The following is a 23,802-nucleotide window of genomic DNA, read 5'->3' as shown; positions in this document are numbered from 1 at the left end:
TCGTTATGGTTACCGTCGCATTCGTGATGAATTAACGAATCGTGGCCAGAAAGTGAACCACAAGAAGGTTCAGCGCATTATGAAAGAGCTTGGGTTAAAGTGTGTTGTGCGTATGAAGAAATATAAATCCTATAAAGGAAAAGTCGGTAGAATTGCACCTAATATTTTAGAGCGTAATTTTCATACAGATGCACCGAATCAAAAGTGGGTAACAGACATCACAGAGTTTAAATTGTTTGGAGAAAAACTGTATGTATCACCTGTATTAGATTTGTATAATGGTGAAATTATTACCTATACAATTGGTTCTAGACCGACGTATTCGCTTGTTTCAGGCATGTTAGAGAAAGCATTGGAACGTTTACCTGAAACCCACCAGCTACTGATGCATTCGGATCAAGGATGGCATTATCAAATGAGACAGTACGTCCGGACACTTGAATCAAGAGCTATCGTCCAGAGTATGTCTCGAAAAGGCAACTGTTACGACAACGCAGTAATAGAAAATTTCTTTGGGATTATGAAGTCGGAGTTCCTCTACATAAAAGAATTTGAAAATGTAGAGCACTTTAAAATAGAATTAGAAAAATATATAGATTATTATAATACGAAACGGATTAAGGCAAAATTAAAAATGAGCCCAGTACAATACCGGACTCACTTTTATCAAGCTGCCTAATGAAATAACCGTGTCTAACTTTTAGGGGTCACTTCATATTTGCTCTTTTTCATTAGTTTTAGTTAGTTGAATGTAGAGTTGTAGCATAAAAACTGCTGCTTCTATAACGAAATTCCTATTCACCATTAATAGTGAGACATTATGTTAAGCTAATCCTTTAGTTTCGGATTAAAGTTTTTTTATATTTTTTTAAAATGACGGACACAAAAACGCATATACCTTCGAATTATATATATGGATAACATAAATATGTATATAAAAGGGGAGAAATAAGATGAAAGAAAAAAAAGAAATGTTTCAAGAAATCGCTGAGGTGTTAAAGGTATTGGCGCATCCAGTTCGTCTATCTTTAGTAAAAATAATGCTTGCAAAAGGCCCTACTAATGTAACAACAATGTATGGGGATTTGGAAATGCCTCAAAGTACAATTAGTCAACATTTATCTAAACTAAAAGCTGCTAAAATGGTTACAGGTACTCGGAAAGGATTAGAAATTTATTATGAGGTAACTGACAATCGCACAAAATCAATATTAGCATGTTTAGTTTAAATGCTGATTGTTTAGAGATTAAGAAGAGGATGCTAAAGTAATTCTGTGACTACAATTTTTAAGATTTTATACAAAAGTAATATGTATAAGTGTATGTGATTTTCTTACTAACATAAGTTGTATGTAGACTGGTTATTAATTTGTTATACTTCTTAATTAGATTATTTTATTTATTTAATAATATTGTATAATCTTCACCTTGTTAAATTTAATATTATTTTATTAAAAATTAGTAAGGTGAAGGATTATTTATGTACACATGAAATGTTTTATAAAGAGTACGACTTTACTCCAAAGTTACATTTTTAGTTTTTTATCTATAGATCTAATACTAAAGAGAAAATAACTGAAATATAAATGTAATTGAAAGGAGTGGAGTAACAATGGAGGTAAGCCTTTTTTTAGGATTTTTTTGGGGATGGATAACGGTTATCATCTCAGGAATACTTTTTGTGCGACCATCTATACTACGTGAACTGAAAAAATTAGTGGTAGAAGACAGAGGATTTGGAATCATGTATGGCTTTCTATCAATTTTCCTCGGGTTAGGTACAGTTATCCTACATAATGTTTGGACACTTAATTGGCAGGGACTCATTACACTTATTGCATGGCTTGCACTATTAAAAGGGATTTATGTAATTGCATATCCTGAACCATCCAAGAAAACCGATTTTGAAGTAAGGGTACTATCTACTCGTATAGTGCTTGCTATCTTTTGTGCTTTATCTTTATGGATGCTTATCATACTTTATATGAAATAGAGACAAATATTTTTGATCATGAGAGTATGTAGGTGGGAAGTTTTGGGTAGTCCTTTGGAACGGGATTTTATAGTTAACTGTAAATGTAGTGTTTCTTCCCTTGTAGATATGTTTTTATAAATAGTGAGATGAGCAAAACGAAGAGAGTCCTAAATAAATAGGATTCTTTTCGTTTTATAAAAGTGAATTTATCTTGTATCACTAATACGATTGATAATCATTTTTCTGGACTATTCGCAGTTATCTACCTTGTTATACTCAATGTCGGCTATGTGACCATCTGGTCGAATCAAAACGGTATCTACATTTTTTAACTTGGAATCTTGTATTTCTCCTACTATCACCTTTATGTGTGAATCAATATTTATTTTATTTATCTTATCTATATAAGAAGGGTGTATTAATAAGATAAATTTACCATCCTGCATTAATTCAAAGAGTTTATAACTTTTCTTATTTAGAGAAGAAATAGTGAGATTTGTACATCTTTTTCCTATCAATGGATGCCTTTCTGTATCGTGCATCGACGAATACATTATCCCTAAGCCACTTACTCTTTCAGATAAATCGTGATTTATCTCGGGATATGTAAGTAAGTGCGAAAATAAACCCCTTAATTCCATTCCTGCATTTGAAAAGTTTATCATTAATTGTTCTTGCGCTTGTACTTCCTTGAAAAATTGTTTTCCCACAGCATGCCTTTCAATATGATAACTTTCTAATAGGCTTTCATATTTTTTTTGTTTTATTGCGAGTCCTAATTTCCAGCCAATATTAAAAGCATCTTGTAGACCTACATTCAAACCTTGTCCTCCAGCAGGGAAATGAATATGTGCTGCATCCCCTGCTAAGAATACACGCTTATGTTGATAAGTATTTGCTAGTTTGGTTGCATTGCCAAAACGAGAAAGCCATATTGTGCTCTTAATTTGAAGATGTTCACCTGTAATACTATAAATACTATCTATAAACTCTTTTTCTGTAACAGCAACATGAACAGGTATTGTCTGATTCTTAGGATCAACAATTGCAAAACGAAATACATCAGGTGTAATAGGTACCATCATTAATATCCCATTTATATTAGAAGTAGATAAAAATGGAGTATCTGGTATATCTTCTAAAATAACATCACCTAATATAGCAGTAGTTGTTGTGTTTGTTCCATTAAACGGTATATTTGATAATTCACGAACTATACTTCTTGCTCCATCAGCCCCTATTACATATGGAACTTCTATTTTATATATTGTTTCTCTTTGTTTTATTTCTAGTTGTACGAATGTTTCATATTGTTTTAAGTCTTTCAGAGTATGCCCGCGTTTAATGACTACACCTAATTCTAAAGCACGTTTTTCTAATATTTCTTCTGTAATAGATTGGGGAATAAAAAGTGTATACGGAAAATCAGTATTTAAATTTTTAAAGTTTAATCTTGTATCTAAGGCAGCAAAATGACTTGTATTTAATTTCTTGCCTCTAGCTAAAAATCGATCTGCAATACCTCTCATAGCCATCAATTCTAAGGAACGGGGGTGTAGTGTGAGTGCTCTAGAATTTCGTACCCGGTCTAATCTTCTCTCTAAAATAACAACTTTTACGCCTTGGATAGCTAATTCACATGCTGCCATAAGTCCAACTGGACCACCACCAACTACCGCTACATCATAATAATTGTCCATATCATGCCCTCCAATTATTTAATTGTTTAAGAGCTAATGTGAAAAATTGTAAATAGATTTATAAATGCTATCTATTGTACATATATAATTATACTCCATTTTGGTTTCCTTGGAAACTAAAATGGAGTTCCTAGGAAAAGTCTACATAGTAAGTGTGGAGTTAAAGCTATATAGCGTGTGTGCAGCAGTAGCCATTGGGTAGCATTGATATGTAATGGCGTTTGCATTAAAGGCTGCAGCTTCTTCTGCTTGTGCTATTTTTGCTAAAAATGCTACTGCTCTAGTTCCATGTGGGAGTTGTAAAGGTCTTTCCGCTATTCGTAGTTTTAATGAAGTAGTAGTGGTTTTAACTCGACTTCAAATAATTCGCTTTCAATTTCAGTAAGTGCATACATCGATACAGGATGTGGAGAGGTATTAGATAAGACTTGTGATGAAAGAAGTTCTCCTGATGACGAGTAAAATGTAACAAACGCTTGTGAAAATGGAGGGACCATAATGATTACACGGTCAGTTTTTTGTAACGTATTAACCAACTCCAAAATAATATAGTTTTATAAAAATCAAAAAACAATAGATAAATATAAAGATATTATTATGGGTACTTTTCCGATAGTGAATTAAGAAAATTAATAAACTCTTTATTTTTTTGTAAATAATTTAAGAGCACACAAATATGCGTGCTCTTAGAATAGAAAGGTAGTTTTCTATGAGTAGGGAGTCCCCATATAATAAAATATGCTTGTCCAATTTAAATGTGAGAAGTTTTTGATAAAAATGCTATTTGGTAAGTCTATGTGAAAAATCACCTTGTACAGGAACTCTTTGCAAAGTATTTTGTCTGCAGTCATGATTTTTAAAGTTGATGAGAGCTGTTATCCGACTAATAAAACCACATCTCAAATTGTTGACTATATGTCTAACAACTAGGATGCGGTTCAATTAATAAAAAGTATAGGATACTTTTGTTATAAAGAGCATTTATAGATGAATGTCATTGTTTTTTACTTCTGAAAGATTTGAGGTTCTAAATTACGAGTTGTTGGAGTCCCTCTACTATAACATTTCAATAGAAATATTGAACTACTAATATGAATGTATCACATTTAATAAAGACGGTAGTGTTCTTTTAGTCATGTAATCTTTTCATTTGATGATCTTTTCCCCATTCACATAGTTCATCCATAATTTGCATTAAAGATTTCCCATATTCACTTATTGTGTATTCAACCTTTGGTGGTACTTCTTGATATACAGTACGATGGATAATCCCATCAGCTTCAAGTTGCCGAAGTTGTTGTGTAAGAACTTTTTGCGTAATGTTTGGGATTTCCCGTCGGATTTCATTTGTTCGCATTTTTCCATCCATCAACACACATAAAATATAAACTTTCCATTTTCCGCCGATTACATCGAGTGTCGTTGCAATTGGGCAATTATCATTTTGATTCATATAACACCTCCAAAGGTACTTCAAGGTTCCTATAGTACCTGAAAGTACGTACTTTTCAATTATATGTAACTCATTCATACTAATACGTAAAGGATTGAATAATTAAAAAAGGGGATGGAAGATGATGAGAACACTTGTAATTGTAGCACACCCTCATATTGAAAAATCAAAAATTAATAAAAGATGGATTGAAGAACTTGAAAAACATTCGGATGAAATAACGGTGCATGAATTATATAAAGTGGCACCAAATTGGGAGTTTAATATTGAAGAAGAGCAAAAGTTATTAGTAGAACATGACAGATATATATTTCAATTTCCGCTTTACTGGTACAGCACACCACCATTATTAAAAAAATGGTTTGATGATGTATTAACATATGGATTTGCGTACGGATCACAAGGAGATAAAGTGAAGGGGAAAGAATTTGGTGTAGCTATTTCTATAGGGGGATTAGAAAAGGACTATGAAAATAGTGGGATTACAATGGATGAGTTGACGAAACCATTCCAAGCTACATGCTTATATACAGGTATGGAATTTATACCTTCCTTTTATTTATATGGTGCAGAATATAAACTAAGTGATGAAGAGATTGATAAAAGTGCACCTGAGTATGTGCAATATGTGATGAACAAGAAGTATTCTAATATATAATGAAAAATAGCTATTTACTTGTGAAGTAAATGGCTATTTTATATTCTTCTTATATTCACTAAGTGTAATCTTTAGTAAATTAATAGTTAATCTGATAAAATAAAAAACCTAACATATATAAAGGGGAGTTTTACTTGAGAACGATGCAAAAATTACTACAAAAAAGAGCAATGCAATCACCAAATTTGGAAGCGCTTGTAGGGGGAAAGAAAAGATATTCGTTTCAGCGATATAATGAACGAGTAAATCAGCTTGCACATTATTTGTTACATAATGGTGTGCAAAGAGGAGATCGTATAGGAATACTATGCAAAAATAATCACCCATTTCCAAGCGTTATGATGGCAAGTTTAAAAATTGGAGCGGTATTTATTCCGCTAAATCATCAGCTTACTGTATATGAATTAGAAACGATTGTAAAAGAAGCGAAATTAAAAGTGTTAGTTATTGATGAAGAATTTAGTGAAGTGTTATTAAATGTTGATGCTGTTAAAGAAATTCCTTATGTAATTCAAACGACAAAAGAAGGCTTTGGTTCATTTGAATTAGAGTTGCAAAAACAGACAACGACAGAACCGAACGTAGAAGTTCATGAAGAAAATGATGCCATTTACTTATTTACTTCAGGAACGACTGGACAGGCGAAAGCATGTGTAATTGGACATAAAAACTTACATCACTATTTTGCTGAAATTGCGGGACAAAGAGAAATCCCAGCAGGTGAACGCTTTTTATCTGTGCATCCATTGTTTCATATGAGTGGCGTGCTTTCTATTTTAAATTGTATTTATCATGGCGTTACGATGATTTTCTTAGCTGATTCGAATCCTGCTCTTATTTGGGATAAGATTGAAGAAGAGAAAATTACTACGATGCTTGCTTTCCCAGCCGTTTATAGTTACATGCTTGATGAACTAAATAAAAAAGAACGTAACATTTCAACCTTTAAAGTAGCACAAAGCGGTGGTACAAAAGTGCCAGAAACACTCATTCAAAAATATATGGAAAAAGGCATATATATGGTGCAAGGCTATGGTAGTACAGAAGGTTGGGTTGTAACCTCATGGCATCCAATGATGGGAAAAGAAAAGATGTCTTCTGTAGGAAAGACCTTAAAAAATGTAGAGGTGAAAATTGTTCATCCGGAAACAGGACATGAATTAACAACAAATGAAGTTGGAGAGATTCATGTGAAAAGTCCATACATGTTTAAAGGGTATTGGAATAATGAAAAGGCGACAAAGAAGGTAGTAAAAGATAACTGGTTTAACATGGGTGATGCTGGCATGATAGATGATGATGGATTCCTGCATATTATGGGAAGATATAAAGACGTTATTATACGCGGTGGTGACAATGTATATCCAGATCAAGTAGAAGATGTTATTCATGAAATACATGGTGTTTTAGAAGTTGCAGTAGTTGGAGTTCCGGATGATTTTTGGGGTGAGGTTCCGACAGCGTACATTGTAAAAGATATGCAAACGTCTTTAACGGAAGAAGAAATTATACAGCATTGTAAAGAAAAACTAGCAAGTTATAAAATACCCAAAGTTGTATTTATGAACAAATTACCGAAAAATGCTTTAGGGAAAGTGTTGAAAAGGGAATTAAGAGAAAATGTACTTGTAAAATAAAAACGATTAAATGATGAGGAATCCAGTTATGTATAAAGCATAACTGGATTTTTTGTTTAGGGTTCTGTTGGTTGATATTGTAAAAATTCAAAACTTTTTGTGTTTTTTAGTGTAATATTGAAAATAAAGGGAGCTAACTAATTTCAGTACTAGGGGGAAAAACTATGACTATAAAATTAGAAACTGAGCATTTATGTATAGAACCTTTTACTAATGATGATGTGTTTAGAATTAAAGAGTTAGCTAATGACAAGGAATTAGCTAATATTCTTGGGCTTCCGCATCCATATAAATTAGAGTTCGCGCAAGATTGGGTTGATATGCAACCAGAACTTATAAGGAAAGGAATCGAATATCCTTTAGGAATTGTCTCTAAAGAATCAAGAGAAATTGTAGGTACAATTACACTAAGAATTGACAAGGGTAACAATAGAGGTGAACTTGGTTATTGGATTGGTAAGAATTATTGGGGGAAGGGTTTTGCAACTGAGGCTGTAAACAGGATGATTCATTTTGGCTTTATCGAATTAGGTTTAAACAAAATTTGGGCATCTGCCCTTTCTAGAAATCGATCATCAATTAAGGTGTTAGAGAAGTCAGGCTTACGTAAAGAAGGCACATTAAGACAGAATAGACTTTTATTAAATACATATGAAGATGTTGATGTGTATGGAATATTAAAGACAGAATACAAGGTTTTAAATTACAGATAAGATTGATAGTATGATGACAAAAGGAAACCCTTCAGAACAGGGTTTCCTTTTTGTATTTCTCAAAAATCAATATTGTAGTTTAACAGGTCCTTGTTTATCAAAAACATAATAATTTACTAGATTTTGTATTTTGTGTAAGATAATAAAGAATATTCAAATATTGATTAAGGGAAGAGATGTAAATGAAGCTGCCGCTATTACAGGTAGAGACAGAGAGACTGATGATCCGTCCGTTCCAAAATGATGATTATGAAAGTTGGTTAGATGGATTTAATAAGAGGTTACCATCGCAGTATAAATATGACGATGGTTATCAAGTTATGGCATCATCAACAAAAGAATGGTTCACGGAATGGATAAGAGGCTTTGATGAAGCAGCACATCGAGATGAGATGTATGTATTAGGTATTTTTCGTAAAGAAGACGGAGCTAATATTGGTAAGCTAGAGCTGATTAAAATTTTACGTATGGACTATCAATGGGCGATGATGGGATACTCCATACATAATCAATATTGGAGAAATGGATATGGTGTTGAAAGTGTGAAAGCTGCGCTACCGTTATTTTTTAGTTGCCTTGATTTTCATAGAATCGAATTACATATACGTGTTGATAATGAGCCATCAGTACGTCTTGCGGAAAGAACAGGCTTTTCATTTGAATGCAAGAGAGAGGCGTTTTCATTAGAGAATGGTAAGTGGATGGATTTTCTTATTTATTATAAAAATAAAGAAATGGACAAATAAGGGGAAAAGAAAATGAAGACTATAAACGTATTTCATTACGACGCATTTACGAATAAACCAAATAAGGGAAATCCAGCAGGTATTGTATTAGAAGCAGATGGATTAACGGAAGAGGAAATGCAAATTATTGCTGAAAAAGTTGGATATAACGAAACAACTTTTGTTCTTTCCTCAGAAGTAGGAGATATAAGAATGCGCTATTTTACACCTGGTTTTGAAATGGATTTATGTGGTCATGGGACAGTAGGGACGATATATGCCTTGCGCGAAAAAGGTTTATTAGAAGAGAAAAGTAACCTTACGATTGAAACGAAGGCAGGGATTTTACCAATACAAATAGGTGTAAATGAAAATGGAGAAACCTTTATTAAAATGAGGCAGACAGCACCTCAGTTTAAAGATTTTGCAGGTTCAAAAGAAGAATTAGCTCATAGTATTGGTTTAGAAGTAAATGATTTAGATGTAAGTTTACCGATAGTATATGGAAGTACAGGAAACTGGACTGTAATTGTGCCGATTAAAAATCTAGATGCGTGTGAGAGAATGAAACCTAATAATGCTGCATTTCCGTCAGTATTAAGAGAAATACCTAATGCTTCTATTCACCCAATTTGTCTAGAAACTTATGATGAACTAGCACAAATGCATGGCCGTCATTTCTCGTCAGCTTATGCTGGGACGATTGAAGATCCAGTGACAGGAACAGCTTCAGGTGTAATGGGAGCGTATTATGCGGAGTATTTAGAGAAAGATTTTGAACATGAATTGGACTTAATCGTTGAGCAAGGACAGGAAATAAATAAAGATGGTCGTGTAACTGTTTATGTAACGAAAGGGATAGAAAACGAAAAGTTACAAATAGATATTGCTGGAACAGCGGTGTATGTGAAAGAGTTTGAAGTTTTAATATAAAAAAGAAAGCCCGGCATACATCCGGACTTTCATTATCTGTTCAACACTTCAATATACGAAGCATCTCCAGTTGTTCTTAAAGCAGAGCGAAAATTGTTATTTTCTAGCGTTTTAGCGACTTGTTGTAATTGCTGTGCATCATCATGATGGATAAGTAAGCTGTCAGCACCGCTTTCTTCTATATGAATATGTTCGACGTTTCCAATGGCATCATGTACAGCTTTTAAAAATTCAGGTTTCATGGTGTCCTCCTATATGTATGTAACGTTTTTATTTAGTATTTCCTTATTTTTGAAATATAAAAGTAAATGAAAGGAGAAATAAAATGAATATAAAGCAGTTTAACGAACATATAACATTACTATTTGGAGAGCATCTTCATAAATACGGCGATGATGAATATGGTTTTACTCATATAAGTAAAGATGAATTTCACAAAATCGGTTACACAACAAATTTAACGTTAGAAACTATTGAAGAAGCGTATAGAAATGGAGTCGATATGATAGTTACACATCATGCGCCGTGGAGTTTTTTATTTGGTATGGAAGAGGCTTGTATTGAGAAATTGAAGCAATATGAAATGAATCATTTTTGGGTTCATTTGCCGTTAGATTTTGTAAAGTTTGGCACGTGTACATCGTTATTTAACGGAATTGGGATAGATACAATACTGGAATATTCCACGTATGAGGAAGAAGAACTACCGGGAATAGGAGAATATAAAGAAGCGATTCCTTTTTCAAACTTAGTTGGAAAACTTGAAGAAAAAATGGAAGAGAAAGTGAAGAGCTGGAGAAATCACGATAAACCAGTAAAACGGATTGCGATTTTAACCGGTGCAGGAAACAATACAAATTTGATTGAACGTGCATTAGAAAAAGGGTGTGACACGTACATAACAGGTGAAAAAACATTATATACAGTGCAACATGCGAAATTTAAAGGGATTAATTTAATTGTAGGCAGTCATACGTTTACAGAAGTGTTTGGTGTAGAAAGTTTGGCTCATAAATTACAAGACATAGACCCTGCAATAGAAATTATTAGAGTATATGAAGAGCATTTAGAGTGATAAAATCACGTTATCATAAATGAGATATTGAAGAAAGCCATTGTAATAAAATAAAATTGTTGTTTGTTATATTAGGATGGTTGGGAGGATTTCCCTTGCGTTTGTCAAATAATAGTAAAGTTGTCTTTTGAATTAAGGGAATTTTCCGAATTAAAGGGTGATAGAATGGACATTTCAATAATCACTGCACAACTAGTTAAGGAAAAAGTTATTTCACATTATCCAAATAGCGTAAAAGCATTAAACGGGGGAACGGCAAGTACTATATATTTGTTAGATGAACAATACGTTGTAAAGTTGAATGAATCGGATGTCATACGTGAAGAAGTTTATTTTCTTCAGTTTTATAAAAAGGACGAATTATTTCCAAAGCTTTTATATAAGGAACCTTTAAATCGCTATATTGTTTACTCATTCCTTGAGGGCACAACTTCTTGCAAACTAGGCTATAAACGGAGTGTTCTTTGTAAACTTGTAAAAGAAGTTATCAATGAGTATGAAGTAGCTACAGAGGTTGATGGCTGGGGATGGAAAGAAAACCTAGTTCAATCTTGGAATGAATTTTTAACGACAAATGTGATGGAAGCTCATGAAAATGTAAGACGTTACATAAATGAGGAAGAGTATAGAACGGTTTTTAAGTTAGCAAATATCCAAGTAGGGGGACTGGAATAAATCAGCCATTTTTATTGCATGGTGATCTTGGATTTCATAATTTTATATTTCAAGAGAATAAACTGCACGGTGTAATTGATCCTTTACCAGTGTTAGGAGATCCTATATATGATTTAATTTATGCGTTCTGTTCAACTCCGGAAGATTTAACAAAAGAAACGATTGGTTATGCGATGAAACAATGTGTATTTCATAAAAATGACCGTGATTTATATGAAGAAATAGTCATAGGATTATATTTGCGTATAGATACATGTTTACGGCACCACCCGAAAGATTTAGAAGATTATTTAGAAGCTTGGCGTTATTGGATGGGTGAGGTTGAGGTGACTTTATAGTACAAATATTTTTGGGGAGATAGTGAGATGAATGTTGCAGAAGCGAAAAAGGATTTACTGTAATTCCATTATCGGTTACAGTTGTCTATTTACTTACTTTTATAAGTTTATTAATTGAAAATAAAAAAGCAGATCATTATCAACAAAAATCAGCTTAATAAAAATATAGGGATAGGGGAAATTATTATGAAAAATTTCGTTTGTACAACGTGTGGCGTGCAGTATGCAGCGAGTGTAGAAGAACCGGTGAGTTGTCATATTTGTGATGAAGAAAGGCAGTATGTGAATCCGAAAGGGCAGTCTTGGACGACTTTAGAAAATTTGCAAACAGATGATACATATAAAAATGAAATAATAAAAGAGGAAAATGGACTTTATAGTATTACGACAAAACCAGGATTTGCGATCGGTCAAACGGCATTTGTAGTGAAAACAGAGTCATATCGTTTACTGTGGGACTGTATTACGTATTTAGATGAAACGACAATTACGAAAATAAAAGAGCTTGGCGGATTAGATGCGATTGCATTGTCTCATCCTCATTATTATTCAACGCAAGTAGAATGGGCAGAGACATTTGATGTACCAATTTATATACATGAAGATGATAAAGAGTGGGTGATGCGTCCGAGTAGTCGTATTATTTATTGGTCTGGTGAGTCTTTACAATTAGCTGATGGATTAGTCATTCATCGTTTAGGGGGACATTTTAAAGGTGGATCTGTCTTACATTGGGAAGAAGGTAATGACGGAAAAGGGATTTTGTTAACAGGTGATATTATTCAAGTCGTAGCGGATGAACGATGGGTAAGCTTCATGTACAGCTATCCAAACTTAATTCCACTACCAGCGAGAAAAGTGGAAGAAATGGTGAATCGAGTGAAGCCGTTACAGTTTAATCGTTTATACAACGCTTTTCATCGAGTAGTAAAAGAAAATGCAAATGAGGCAGTTGAACGTTCTGCTGAAAGATATATAAAAGCAATAGAAGGAAAGTTGTTTCATACGTAAAAGGAGAGTAGCTTAATGAAAACGTTAGTATGTTTTGGAGATAGTATTACAGCTGATGAAACATTTTTTGATGGAATGCCGAGATTAACACCACTTTTGCAAGAGATGTTTCCGAATTGGATAGTAGTGAATGCAGGTGTTCCAGGTGATAATACATTCGATGCGTTAAATAGGATTGAAGAAGATGTAATATCATATAAACCAGATTTCGTAACAGTTTTTCTTGGTACGAATGATGCAGTTTCTTTTTCTCAAGTGTCATTACAAGCATATAAAGAAAACTTAGAGAAGATTGTGAACCAAGTTTCATCAGATAAAGTACTACTGATTAGTCCTGCACCAGTTGATGAAGAGAGGCAGCACAATAGAACAAATGAAGTGCTCTGTCAGTATGCAGACGTGGTGGAGAAAGTGGCGAGGGAAACAGGAAGTTATTTTCTAAACGTATTCGCTGAAATGATTCAAGAACGGGATTATAAAAGATTTGTAGAAAATGATGAAAAAGATGGATTACACTTTGGGCCAGAAGGTTATGAGTATGTAGCGAAGTTAATTGGTGAAAAGTTAAAAGGGATTTTATAAGGAGCAAAGCACTTAGTGCTTTGCTTTTTCGTATTTCTTTCGTAGTCCATAAACTTATTGATTGCTGTAATTTGGACAGATATTTTGCATTTTTATCCCGCATTAACTGCCCGTAAATGCCCGATTGGTGAGGGCTAATAATCAGTGGGGGATGAACAAAAAAACCACTGATTAAAGTTTCACTTTATGTGGGTAAAAGGCTAGTGCTGTTTTAAAGTAATATAAATTTATTTTTAAAAATTTATATTTCGTAGTTGAAAATCAATAAAGGTGTAACTATAATAGTTACAGTAAGTTTATTATTTTGAAATGTCCACATTGAATTACAAGAATGAAGGGAGTTTTTATGTAAATCAAAAAGCTATAAAAATCTATTAATTTTTATAATAAGATAAAATGCTTTTCAGTTCATACACATTATTAAATATGTTATTTCTAATAGAAAACTAGAGGTGGAAAAATGAAAAATTTTAAAGGTATGTTAATATCATCACTTGCAATTACAACTTTTGCTGGGGTAGGTACGACATTTGTAACAAATACAGTATATGCTGCTAATGACGATTCTAGTAAAATACAAGTTCGTTCTAATAAGAGTATAAACACAACAACTGGCTCGAGATTGCCTGTATTATCAGTCAATCCTTATGATGAACCTAGATTTTCAAGACAGGGATATCTTGAAGAGGCACCTTTAGGAATTAATGCTCCTTATGCTTGGGGAATTAAAGGAGGAAATGGCCAGGGAGCAACTTTTGTAGATTTGGAAGAAGGCTGGTTATTAAATCATGAAGATTTAGTCGGTCAAAATATTGAATTTATGTCTGGAAAAATGAGTAATGATCTTTCTCACGGTACTTCAGTTCTAGGTGTTGTTTCTGCAGCTGACAATGGGATTGGGAACATTGGGATTGCACCAAAAGCAAAGGCAAAAGTAATTTCAGTGATCCGAGATAATGGGAGAATCGATGTAAGAGATGCTATTTTAAGTGCCGTAGATTCTTTACAGGCTGGAGATGTTTTATTAATAGAAGAATCCTTTAAATATGATGGATATGGAGATGACCCTTTACCAGTAGAAGTATACCCGAGTATATTTAACGCAATTCGCAAAGGTACAGATAAAGGCATTATTATTGTAGAAGCAGCTGGTAATGGTGGGATTGATTTAGATGAATTTAAAGACCGTAATGGTAAGCAGATTTTAAATCGAAATAGTCCAGACTTTAAAGATTCAGGAGCTATTATAGTTGGAGCATCTACTGCAAGAGTTCCTCATAAACGTTTAGCTTTCTCTAACTATGGTAGTAGAATTGATGTATATGGTTGGGGAGAGTATGTTGATACATTAGATACATATCAAAATCAAAATAGTAAAGGACAAAAAGTTACAGATCAGAACATAATTAATCGTTATACTTCTAATTTCCGTGGTACTTCTAGCGCTTCGCCTATAATTGCTGGGGCTGCTGTATCGATTCAAGGGATTGCTAAAGAACATTTAGGTAAGGCATATACATCAAAAGAATTGAGAGCAATTTTAAGTAATCCTAATACAGGCACAAAGTCTAATAACCCATCATCTGATAAAATAGGGGTTTTACCAGATTTAAAAGCGATTTTGTCTAACCTTGGATTTCATAGTGATTTGACTATCAATGATCCTATGGTATTTCCAGATAACGTAGAAAAAAATGAAGGAAAAGAAAATTCAATTTTCGTATTTCCAGGTGAAGAAACAAAAAGAACAGGTGATAAAAATTCAACTGTAACATTCCCAGAAGAAGATTTAAAACAGGAGGAAAAAGAAGAGGGATTAATTGTTTTTCCTGATTAATAAAAAAATACTACCTTCCATTTGGGGGTAGTATTTTTTATTTCTTGTCATTAACAAGCAGGCATGAAATTTGTATTTGTTTATCTTTCATAATGAATTTAACTAAAAAATCGAATATTTGACTGTTAATTTACTTTTTCGTCTCAATCAATTACATGAATCAATCTAGAAATGCTTGCTGCAATGCTTTCAATCCATCACTGTAAATACCATGAAACAGATTTATTGCCTCTTCGTCACTAGCTTCAACAGGAGTGAACGTACCAGACCACTCTACTAACGATGTATTACTTTCAGTACCTTTTTTCACCTGGATTGTAGATAGATAATTAGTGACTGGGAACGGTGCATTCATGATTGAATACGTGTAGTAGCGTTCTTTCTCATTGAATACTTCTAAGCGTTCTATAATTGTATCGCCATCTGGATTAGCTAAATGACGTACACGACCGCCTTCAGTTAATTTACTGCTAGGTATATAAGGTAACCAGTCTGGAAGGGAGTTGAACCCTCCGATTAATTGCCATACTTGTTCAGGTGAACCGAAAATTTCCATAGATGTAGTAGTATGTGCCATATTTGTTATGCTCCTTTTTAACCCGAATTTTTTTATTTAATATATAACTTATAAATCAAAACTATATATTTTTTATAACTAAACTATATAATAAATATAGAAACGAAAATTTATGAGCAAGGAAGTTGAAGAATATGACATTAACAATGGGCTTTATTGGGTTTGGAAAATCAGCTAACCGCTATCATTTACCTTATGTAAATACACGTAATAATATAAAAGTAAAAACAATTTTTGTACGTCAAATAAATGAAGAATTAGCGGCACCGTATGAGGAAAAAGGTATTAGTTTCACTACTGATTTGAATGAATTGTTGAATGACAAAGAAATTCAAGTGGTGACGATCTGTACGCCAGCACATACGCATTACGAATTAGCAAAAAAAGTTATACTTGCTGGAAAATCCGTTATCGTTGAAAAACCATTTTGTGATACAGTAGAACATGCGAAAGAATTATTAGCTTTAGGACGAGAGAAAGGCGTAGTCGTTATGCCTTACCAAAACCGTCGTTTTGATGGTGATTTCTTAGCTGTGAAGCAAGTTGTGGAACAAGGATTCCTTGGTGATATTATTGAGATTGAATCACATATTGATTATTTCCGTCCTGGTTCAATCACTCATGAAGCTCCAAAAGAAGAAGGTTCATTTTACAGTTTAGGTATTCATATGATGGACCGCATGATTTCACTATTCGGCCGTCCTGATACGGTAACATACGATATTCGTAATAATGAAGTGGAAGGTGCGGTTGATAACTATTTCGATGTTGGTCTACATTACGGAAATCAGCTGAAAATTAAACTGAAAACAAACCATGTCGTAGCGAAAGATTATCCACGCTTTATCGTCCATGGAACAAATGGATCATTTATTAAATATGGTGAAGATCAGCAGGAAAATGATTTGAAAGCGGGTATTATGCCTGAGAGTGCAGGATTTGGTGAAGATTCACCGATGTACTATGGAGTTGCTAAGTATCGTAATGCAAATGGTGACTGGATTGAAAAACAAATTAAAACGCCGCTTGGTGATTACGGTCGTTTCTACGATGCAGCGTATGACACAATTGTAAATGGTGCACCAAAACTTGTGAAAGATGAAGAAGCGGTAACGAATATTGAAATCTTAGAAAATGGATTTGCTGCCCCATCACCTTCAGTTTACAAACTTGAGGCTTTACATTTGAATGAATAGAAGAGAGTTTGCAGTATAAAGGAGGTATGGAAATGGCAAGCGGATCAACACAAGTAAAATACCTCGGCATTTACCAAAAGATTAAACAGCAAATTTTAGACGGTGAATATAAAATCAACGAAAAAATTCCGAGTAGCTCCGTCCTTGCTGAAGAATTCGATGTTTCAGCACTTACTATTAAAAAAGCGCTGGATCTATTAGTAAGAGACGGTTACATTATCCGCCGGCGCGGAAGTGGAACAGTCGTTCAAGATTGGCGTCAACAGGAAAAGGCACGAATGATTCAAACTTTAACAGGTACGAAAGCTGTTTATGGCAGCGAGGTAGAAAGTAAAATTATCGAGTTTACGATTGTCGGAGCCGAGGAAATCATTGCTGAAAAATTGGGCATTTCAGTAGGGGATTTTGTATATAAAATCATTCGCCTCCGTATCATTCACAGTATCCCAACGATTATGGAGCATACATGGATGCCTATTTCAGTCATTCCAGGTGTTGAGGTTTCTGTTTTAGAGGAATCGATCTACTCGCACATTCAAAATAAACTAGGTCTTGAAGTGGGAACATCCGTTGTTAGGGTCAAAGGAATTCGCCCAGATGATAAAGAAAAGCAGTTTATGAACTTAACAAATCAAGATTTCCTAATGAGAGTTGAACAGGTGGCCTATTTAACGGATGGACGAACTTTTGAATATTCTTATGCTGATCACCTCCCAGAAACCTTTGAATTTGAAACAGTTATTACTGCAAAAAGTTATAATGAAGCATAAAAAATAGGTTGGGGCACGTATTGCCTCAACCTATTTTGGTGTCTTCAATAACGCTATGGGGAAATTCACACAAACAAATGACTAATTACTCCAAGACTTAACATTTGATTAATTGAACTGTAAGGTTTAAAATTACAGTAAGCTTTTTGGAAGTGAGTTGTTAACGTCTGTAAAATGTAGCATGAATAATAGAGATAAATGATACATTGCTGAATAACTAACATGACATGAATTTGATTCTGAACTGTAATTTTTTTTAATACATTTAAATGACTGATATTTAAAATAGAAGTTTCATAAAGAACATTAAAGGAGTGAGTTAAATATGGTAATTCTATATACAACAGCAAGCTGTGCTTCATGCCGAAAAGCGAAAGCATGGCTTGAAGAGCATCAAATTGATTATATTGAAAAAAACATCGTATCAAATTCTATGACAGTTGATGAGCTTAAATCGATTCTTCGTTTAACTGAAGAGGGGGCTACTGAAATTATTTCAACTAGATCCAAAACTTTTCAGGACTTAAATATAAATATTGATGAGCTCTCACTAAATGAATTTTATACATTAATAATTGAGCATCCACTAATGTTACGTCGCCCGATTATGCTGGACGAAAAAAGATTGCAAATTGGTTTTAACGAAGAAGAAATTCGTAAATTTTTACCACGTAGCGTCCGAACATTTTTAAACATTGAATTACAAAGGTTGGCTAATTAATAAATAATATTTCTTACAGAAAATTTTTTTGAAAGGAGGAAACAAGTGATGATTGAAGTATGTGTCACAGTTAATTATAAAAATAGAAACTATCAAACAAATGTTATTGTGAACAAAGATACGATTTGGACAAAAATTAAACAATTGGCAGAAGAACAAGTGAAGAAACAGTGGAGTGTTTAATTTTATTTCCAACTTAAAAAGCTAAATGAAGTTATCAGATATAGGTGGGACCGGATAGGATATAAGGGAATTAATTTTTTGTGGCAAGAAGTATTCCACATGTTTTAACGTTCTAACCAATCTGTAATATTTATGGCTACAGTATGTTAATATATGAGAAACAATATTTTTAATCGTAGGAGGAAAATCATGAACAGCGACTTTACCTTGGCCATTCACAGTTTAACTTATTTAGCTTTACAGCCAGACCGGATGTCAACAAGTAATGCTATTTCAGAAAGTGCAGGTGTACATCCAGTACGTATTCGTAAAGTGCTAAGTTTGTTAAAAAAACATAAATTTATACAATCAAAAGAGGGAACTGGTGGAGGTTTTATTTTCGCTCGCGATTTAGATGAAATTAATCTTTGGCATATTTATCAGATAACCTCTGAAGGTGCTTTGCAGCCGAAGTGTCCGGAATCAAACAATCAGTGTGTTGTAGGTTCGAACATGCGAAAAGTTCTTTTCGCTATTTTCTTAGGTGCTGAAGAACATCTAGGTGAATACTTAAAGAATTATACAATGAAAGAAGTTGTTGACCTTATCAATCAAGAGCGTTAAGCGGCTTAATTATTATATAGCCGTGAGTTCTTAACACTTAAATGTAATGAAAAATATTACAGTATAATTTTTTTTTATATCTTTTTTATCGTCACAAAAAATATTTATAAGAAGGTGAAACGGTATGATGTCAAATAATAATCATGTTTTAAAAGTAGGAGATTGGGTTCGTGGAATATCAAATGAAGGTGAATTAATAGTTGGTTATATTGTATCACTTGATGATGTGGAGGATATAGTTACAGTTAGTATTGTGAAACGTGACGGCGAGTACACAATAAACGAAGCGATTTTACTCTTTAGTAAACACGTTAACAAACTCCCTGAATCAAAGGTAATAAATAAGGAACAAATCCTTTATCTTATAGATCTTGCATTATTAACAGGAGATGAAGAATGGTTTATCGAGCTTTCTTCAAAATTAAACTCGATAAAAGAGCTAGTTAATGAGGGATTTTAAAATTTAAACTTTTGAGGGTGCATACAATCCGCCGTATGGAGAGGACACAATTACTTTTCGCATAAAAGGAAAGAATCTAAAAACGATTCATTACAAACATAGAGATATTCCTGAAGAAGAGCCGAACAAATTACAATTAAGATGATATTGAAGTGATTTGTTTGTGTATTCCTGATAACGATAATTATGTAAATGAGCTGTCCATATGGGGCAGCTTTTTTGTTTTTTGCTCAGTGTAGTTTTTTTAAGTGTATATGAATTCAATATTAATAATATATATCCTGAAATTTGGTTTTTTTGTTTTGGGAATTTTTTCTTTTTACCTACATTAATTATTTATTAGAATATCTTTTATATTTAAAATGATTTTTTTGATAAAAGGGGGATATAAGTATCTTTATAATAAGTCACCTAGAAAGACAATGTATTATTGTATTTTTTTACTAACTAATTCAGCTTTAAGCGATAAAAACAATGGCTACATGCTAACTGTAAAATATTATCCATATAAAATTATTTCACTTTAATATTTCTGAAAATATAAAAATATTAATTTTATAAATATACACGTTATAATGAGGGCGTCGAGAGAAATTTTATTATCTCTGGAGAAAATATAAAAAATGCGATTCTTAGTAAGAAAGGTGTGTGATTAGAGGCGAAATGTATGTAATGTGCTTCAGTGGCTTGTGTAAGCAATATCATCAGTGCTACCGAAGTTATTAAAGTAATGTATAGAACTGAGAAAGAAATGCCTCGCAAATTAAGAGAGGCCGGTTTAGCTAAAATTACTGTTAAAAGTAAAAAAGAGTAACCATTAAAGTAATACACTGTTATTAGAAATGTTGCAACGTATTTATGAAGTCTATTCTATATTGTTCTCTTAAGGGGTCTTTATATAAAGAGCGGATATTATGAGTAAACTTTTTTGTGAACGCTAACAATTATATTAGGACGCTAACTAGCGAATGTTTCAATTTGGATTCATTATGATGAAGGACATACAATGTGGGGCAACTTGTAAGGAATTCATTTTCCGAAAAGGGAATATTTGTTAGATGCAAAGAGAGATGCAGGAATAGATACAAGGGGGAGTTATTATATGAACGGGAATACTGCAAAGAAAATAGAAGTTCAAGCTGAAAATACCGCACTAAAAAATGAGCAATATGCAGATCCGAAAAAGTGGCATAAGCAGGATACTACATGGGCACTGAGTCTATTTGGAACTGCAATTGGAGCAGGGGTGCTCTTTTTACCGATTAATGCAGGTTCAGGTGGTTTATTATCTTTACTACTAATTACATTACTTGCATATCCAGTTATGTACTACTCACATAGGGCGCTTGCTAAAATGATATACGCTTCTAATTCTGCTGATGAGGGGATCACAGGTACAATTAGAGAGTATTTCGGAAATAAAGCGAGTATCATTTTTAACATCGTATATTTCGGTTCAATTTATACAATCGTACTAATGTATTCGGTTGCGCTTACAAACACTGCAAGTAGTTTTATCGTGCATCAATTGCACATGCCAGAACCTCCAAGGGCTATTTTATCACTTGTATTAGTTCTTGGTCTTATCGCTATACTGAATTTTGGTCAAGATATTACTGTAAAGGTAATGAGTATGTTAGTGTATCCTTTCATAGTTTCTCTACTTTTTATCGCAATATCTTTAATTCCACAGTGGAATACGTCAATGCTTAGTTTTTCAGCTGTTTCAACTGCTTCAACAGGAACAGGCTATTTTGGGACGATATTGATGATTCTACCAATCATCGTATTCTCATTTAATCATTCACCTATGATTTCATCATTTGTTGTGAAACAGAGAGCTACGTATGGAATCGAAGCCACTGATGCTAAATGTGCGCAAATACAAAAGGTTTGTTATATCATGACATTCGCTGTTGTTATGTTCTTCGTTTGGAGTAGCGCATTGAGCTTGACTCCAGATGATATAAAAATGGCAAAAGAACAAAACTTATCAATCCTTTCATATCTTGCTAATGAGCTTAATTCGCCTGTAATCACTATTGCAGCTCCAATTATTGCTTTTGTGGCTATTACAAAGTCTTTCCTTGGCCATTATATAGGAGCATTTGAAGTAATGCGTGACATGATTATTAAGTTCGGTAAATCACGTGGAAAAGATATTGAAGAAAAAACAATTAAGACAATAATCCTTACTTTTGTTGTATTATCATGCTGGTTTGTTGCTTATACAAATCCAAGTATTCTTGGACTTATTGATTCTCTAAGCGGTCCTTTAGTTGCTGCTATCTTATGTCTATTACCGATGTATGCGATTCAAAAAGTACCAGTACTAGCTAAATACAAAGGGAAAATGAGCAACGTATTTGTTATTATTGTAGGTGTACTTACAGTTTTAGCAAGTATTAATTCATTATTCTAATTCACTATTGTTGATTTTAGTGTCAAAGTAGTGGCATATGAAATATCTATTTTTGGACAAACTTCTCAAGTTGGAGAGTTTGTCCTTTTTATTCAATCTATTAACAAACAGCCACCTTTCAGATTGAAGTGCACCCCAATTGTTAGACACAGTCTAACAATTGGAGGTGCATTTTTTATGGCTAAATTTTCTTCAAAAGAAAAAATCCAAGCGGTGAAACGATATTTAGATGGTACAGAAAGTGGAAAAATAATTGCTAAATCTATAGGAGTTAACCCTAGCGTACTTCGTGAGTGGATTAGACGATATGAGTCTTCAGGTGAAAAGGCCTTTGAAAAGTGCTATACATTCTACCCAGCCCAGTATAAACTAGATGTACTTTATTATATGAATGAACACGGGACATCTATCAGAGAAACAGCGGCACTTTTCAATATACCGTCTTATGAAACACTTCGGAAATGGAAAATAGCTTATGAAACAGGAGGATTGGATGCCCTACAATCAAAGAAAAAGGGGCATCCAACCATGAAAGATAAAAAAATAAAACCAGTAGATGAAGGATCAATCGAAGCCTTACAAGCGGAAAATGAGCGTTTACGTATGGAAAATGCATATTTAAAAAAGTTGAATGCCTTAGTTCAAAACAAAGAAAAATCACCAAACAAGACAAAGCGCAAGTAATCTACGAGTTAAGGCATGAATTTCCTATCAAGGAGTTACTTCAACTCGCAAACATTCCACGTAGTACGTACTATTACTGGATGAAACATTTTAATCGTCCTGATCCAAATGCGGAGGTAAAAGAACTGATTCAAGCTATTTATAATGAACACGATGGGTGTTATGGTTATCGTCGTATTCGTGATGAACTTATGAATCGTGGACACAAAGTAAATCATAAAAAAGTATATCGCCTTATGAAAGAATTAGGGTTAAAATGTCTGGTTCGTATGAAAAAATATCGCTCTTACAAAGGGACAGTTGGGAAAATTGCGCCAAATATTTTAAATCGCAACTTCCAAGCTGAAAAACCAAATGAAAAGTGGGTTACAGATATTACGGAGTTTAAGTTATTTGGGGAGAAGTTATACCTATCACCAATGTTGGATTTATTTAATGGTGAAATTATCACGTATACAATTAGTTCCAGACCGACCTATTCCCTTGTTTCAACGATGTTGGACCAAGCCCTTTATTGTGTAACCGATCCGGATAAACTCCTCATTCACTCTGATCAAGGTTGGCACTATCAAATGAAACAATACCGTCATTCTCTTAAGAATTGTGGCATAACTCAAAGTATGTCTCGCAAAGGAAACTGTTATGACAATGCCGTTATTGAAAATTTCTTCGGTATCATGAAATCGGAATTTCTGTATCGAAAAGAATTTGAAAGTATAACACATTTCAAACAAGAATTAGCAAAGTATATAGAATACTATAATCATAAAAGAATTAAGGCAAAATTAAAGGGTATGAGCCCAGTACAATACCGGGCTCATACCCTAGAGGCTGCCTAATGAAACGACCTGTCTAACTTTCGGGGGTCACTTCA

24 protein-coding genes and 2 pseudogenes are annotated in these 23,802 nt (G+C 33.5%); 22 read left to right on the top strand and 4 right to left on the bottom strand.

Annotated features, from left to right (window positions below; all coding sequences use genetic code 11):
* The 3 genes from ACO6VI_RS29805 to ACO6VI_RS29795 form a co-directional block, all read left to right on the top strand.
* Positions 1-679: IS3 family transposase (locus ACO6VI_RS29805; RefSeq protein WP_422423579.1), on the top strand; the 679-nt coding region annotated here is incomplete at its 5' end.
* A 274-nt stretch (positions 680-953) separates the two neighbouring features.
* Complete coding sequence (locus tag ACO6VI_RS29800) at positions 954-1,229, top strand: ArsR/SmtB family transcription factor (RefSeq protein ID WP_000660065.1); 276 nt, start codon at positions 954-956, stop codon at positions 1,227-1,229.
* Positions 1,230-1,612: 383 nt separating this feature from the next.
* Positions 1,613-1,993, top strand: coding sequence for a hypothetical protein (locus tag ACO6VI_RS29795; RefSeq protein WP_063548126.1), 381 nt, complete (start codon positions 1,613-1,615; stop codon positions 1,991-1,993).
* Positions 1,994-2,223: 230 nt separating this feature from the next.
* On the opposite strand, the gene ACO6VI_RS29790 is transcribed toward ACO6VI_RS29795, so the two are convergent.
* A complete protein-coding gene (locus tag ACO6VI_RS29790; protein ID WP_063548124.1) occupies positions 2,224-3,675 on the bottom strand; it encodes an FAD-dependent monooxygenase in 1,452 nt (483 codons plus the stop codon).
* 1,129 nt (positions 3,676-4,804) lie between these two features.
* Positions 4,805-5,128 (bottom strand): winged helix-turn-helix transcriptional regulator, encoded by a 324-nt coding sequence (locus ACO6VI_RS29785; protein WP_063548122.1) that lies wholly within the window; start codon positions 5,126-5,128, stop codon positions 4,805-4,807.
* Between the two features lie 124 nt (positions 5,129-5,252).
* On the opposite strand from ACO6VI_RS29785, the gene ACO6VI_RS29780 reads away from it, so the two are divergent.
* The 5 genes from ACO6VI_RS29780 (at position 5,253) to ACO6VI_RS29760 (ending at position 9,794) form a co-directional block, all read left to right on the top strand.
* Complete coding sequence (locus tag ACO6VI_RS29780) at positions 5,253-5,786, top strand: NAD(P)H-dependent oxidoreductase (protein WP_025921899.1); 534 nt, start codon at positions 5,253-5,255, stop codon at positions 5,784-5,786.
* A 134-nt stretch (positions 5,787-5,920) separates the two neighbouring features.
* Positions 5,921-7,423: a class I adenylate-forming enzyme family protein gene (locus ACO6VI_RS29775; protein ID WP_063548120.1), complete on the top strand. Its 1,503-nt coding sequence runs from the start codon at positions 5,921-5,923 to the stop codon at positions 7,421-7,423.
* Between the two features lie 164 nt (positions 7,424-7,587).
* Positions 7,588-8,136 carry a GNAT family N-acetyltransferase gene (locus tag ACO6VI_RS29770; protein WP_063548118.1) on the top strand — a complete coding sequence of 183 codons (549 nt, stop codon included), beginning with the start codon at positions 7,588-7,590 and terminating at the stop codon, positions 8,134-8,136.
* 182 nt (positions 8,137-8,318) lie between these two features.
* Positions 8,319-8,882, top strand: coding sequence for a GNAT family N-acetyltransferase (locus tag ACO6VI_RS29765; protein WP_063548116.1), 564 nt, complete (start codon positions 8,319-8,321; stop codon positions 8,880-8,882).
* Positions 8,883-8,894: 12 nt separating this feature from the next.
* Complete coding sequence (locus tag ACO6VI_RS29760; RefSeq protein WP_000849324.1) at positions 8,895-9,794, top strand: PhzF family phenazine biosynthesis isomerase; 900 nt, start codon at positions 8,895-8,897, stop codon at positions 9,792-9,794.
* A gap of 32 nt (positions 9,795-9,826) precedes the next feature.
* On the opposite strand, the gene ACO6VI_RS29755 is transcribed toward ACO6VI_RS29760, so the two are convergent.
* Positions 9,827-10,036: a hypothetical protein gene (locus tag ACO6VI_RS29755; protein WP_000801653.1), complete on the bottom strand. Its 210-nt coding sequence runs from the start codon at positions 10,034-10,036 to the stop codon at positions 9,827-9,829.
* Between the two features lie 83 nt (positions 10,037-10,119).
* On the opposite strand from ACO6VI_RS29755, the gene ACO6VI_RS29750 reads away from it, so the two are divergent.
* From ACO6VI_RS29750 to ACO6VI_RS29730, 5 genes and pseudogenes are all read left to right on the top strand, one after another.
* Positions 10,120-10,869: a Nif3-like dinuclear metal center hexameric protein gene (locus tag ACO6VI_RS29750; RefSeq protein ID WP_063548114.1), complete on the top strand. Its 750-nt coding sequence runs from the start codon at positions 10,120-10,122 to the stop codon at positions 10,867-10,869.
* Between the two features lie 165 nt (positions 10,870-11,034).
* Positions 11,035-11,882: pseudogene (locus ACO6VI_RS29745) on the top strand (aminoglycoside phosphotransferase family protein).
* Positions 11,883-12,068: 186 nt separating this feature from the next.
* Positions 12,069-12,893: an MBL fold metallo-hydrolase gene (locus ACO6VI_RS29740; RefSeq protein WP_063548112.1), complete on the top strand. Its 825-nt coding sequence runs from the start codon at positions 12,069-12,071 to the stop codon at positions 12,891-12,893.
* A gap of 15 nt (positions 12,894-12,908) precedes the next feature.
* A complete protein-coding gene (locus ACO6VI_RS29735; RefSeq protein ID WP_088020729.1) occupies positions 12,909-13,475 on the top strand; it encodes an SGNH/GDSL hydrolase family protein in 567 nt (188 codons plus the stop codon).
* A 460-nt stretch (positions 13,476-13,935) separates the two neighbouring features.
* Positions 13,936-15,312 carry a S8 family peptidase gene (locus ACO6VI_RS29730; protein ID WP_088020730.1) on the top strand — a complete coding sequence of 459 codons (1,377 nt, stop codon included), beginning with the start codon at positions 13,936-13,938 and terminating at the stop codon, positions 15,310-15,312.
* Positions 15,313-15,472: 160 nt separating this feature from the next.
* On the opposite strand, the gene ACO6VI_RS29725 is transcribed toward ACO6VI_RS29730, so the two are convergent.
* The gene (locus tag ACO6VI_RS29725; protein ID WP_063548106.1) at positions 15,473-15,889 is read right to left on the bottom strand and encodes an SRPBCC family protein; all 417 of its coding nucleotides are present in this window, start codon (positions 15,887-15,889) and stop codon (positions 15,473-15,475) included.
* A 134-nt stretch (positions 15,890-16,023) separates the two neighbouring features.
* Between ACO6VI_RS29725 and ACO6VI_RS29720 the strand changes: the two genes are divergently transcribed.
* The 9 genes and pseudogenes from ACO6VI_RS29720 to ACO6VI_RS29680 all read left to right on the top strand — a co-directional run bounded on the left by ACO6VI_RS29720 (position 16,024) and on the right by ACO6VI_RS29680 (position 23,767).
* Entirely contained in the window at positions 16,024-17,085 is a 1,062-nt protein-coding gene (locus ACO6VI_RS29720) for an oxidoreductase (RefSeq protein ID WP_063548104.1), read from the top strand.
* 32 nt (positions 17,086-17,117) lie between these two features.
* Positions 17,118-17,855: a GntR family transcriptional regulator gene (locus ACO6VI_RS29715; protein ID WP_063548102.1), complete on the top strand. Its 738-nt coding sequence runs from the start codon at positions 17,118-17,120 to the stop codon at positions 17,853-17,855.
* A 325-nt stretch (positions 17,856-18,180) separates the two neighbouring features.
* A complete protein-coding gene (gene spxA / locus ACO6VI_RS29710; RefSeq protein ID WP_063548100.1) occupies positions 18,181-18,576 on the top strand; it encodes a transcriptional regulator SpxA in 396 nt (131 codons plus the stop codon).
* 48 nt (positions 18,577-18,624) lie between these two features.
* Positions 18,625-18,759 carry a BA3454 family stress response protein gene (locus ACO6VI_RS29705; RefSeq protein WP_063548098.1) on the top strand — a complete coding sequence of 45 codons (135 nt, stop codon included), beginning with the start codon at positions 18,625-18,627 and terminating at the stop codon, positions 18,757-18,759.
* 189 nt (positions 18,760-18,948) lie between these two features.
* Positions 18,949-19,362, top strand: coding sequence for an Rrf2-family transcriptional regulator SaiR (gene saiR / locus ACO6VI_RS29700; RefSeq protein WP_001083465.1), 414 nt, complete (start codon positions 18,949-18,951; stop codon positions 19,360-19,362).
* Between the two features lie 124 nt (positions 19,363-19,486).
* Positions 19,487-19,822 carry an IDEAL domain-containing protein gene (locus ACO6VI_RS29695; protein ID WP_063548096.1) on the top strand — a complete coding sequence of 112 codons (336 nt, stop codon included), beginning with the start codon at positions 19,487-19,489 and terminating at the stop codon, positions 19,820-19,822.
* A gap of 7 nt (positions 19,823-19,829) precedes the next feature.
* Positions 19,830-19,967 (top strand): annotated as a pseudogene (locus ACO6VI_RS29690) (DUF3888 domain-containing protein); the annotation flags it as partial.
* Between the two features lie 957 nt (positions 19,968-20,924).
* The gene (locus ACO6VI_RS29685) at positions 20,925-22,244 is read left to right on the top strand and encodes an aromatic amino acid transport family protein (RefSeq protein WP_063548094.1); all 1,320 of its coding nucleotides are present in this window, start codon (positions 20,925-20,927) and stop codon (positions 22,242-22,244) included.
* 177 nt (positions 22,245-22,421) lie between these two features.
* Positions 22,422-23,767 (top strand): IS3-like element ISBth10 family transposase gene (locus tag ACO6VI_RS29680; RefSeq protein ID WP_098840180.1). Its coding sequence is split into 2 segments (ribosomal slippage): positions 22,422-22,863 and positions 22,863-23,767, totalling 1,347 coding nucleotides; the frame shifts between segments, so codons are not numbered across the junction.
* Positions 23,768-23,802 lie beyond the last annotated feature (35 nt).

Origin of the sequence: Bacillus sp. PSXD-155, from assembly GCF_049310765.1 — a bacterium.
Taxonomy (GTDB): Bacteria; Bacillota; Bacilli; order Bacillales; family Bacillaceae_G; genus Bacillus_A; species Bacillus_A cereus.
This window is presented reverse-complemented; position numbering and strand designations above follow the sequence as displayed.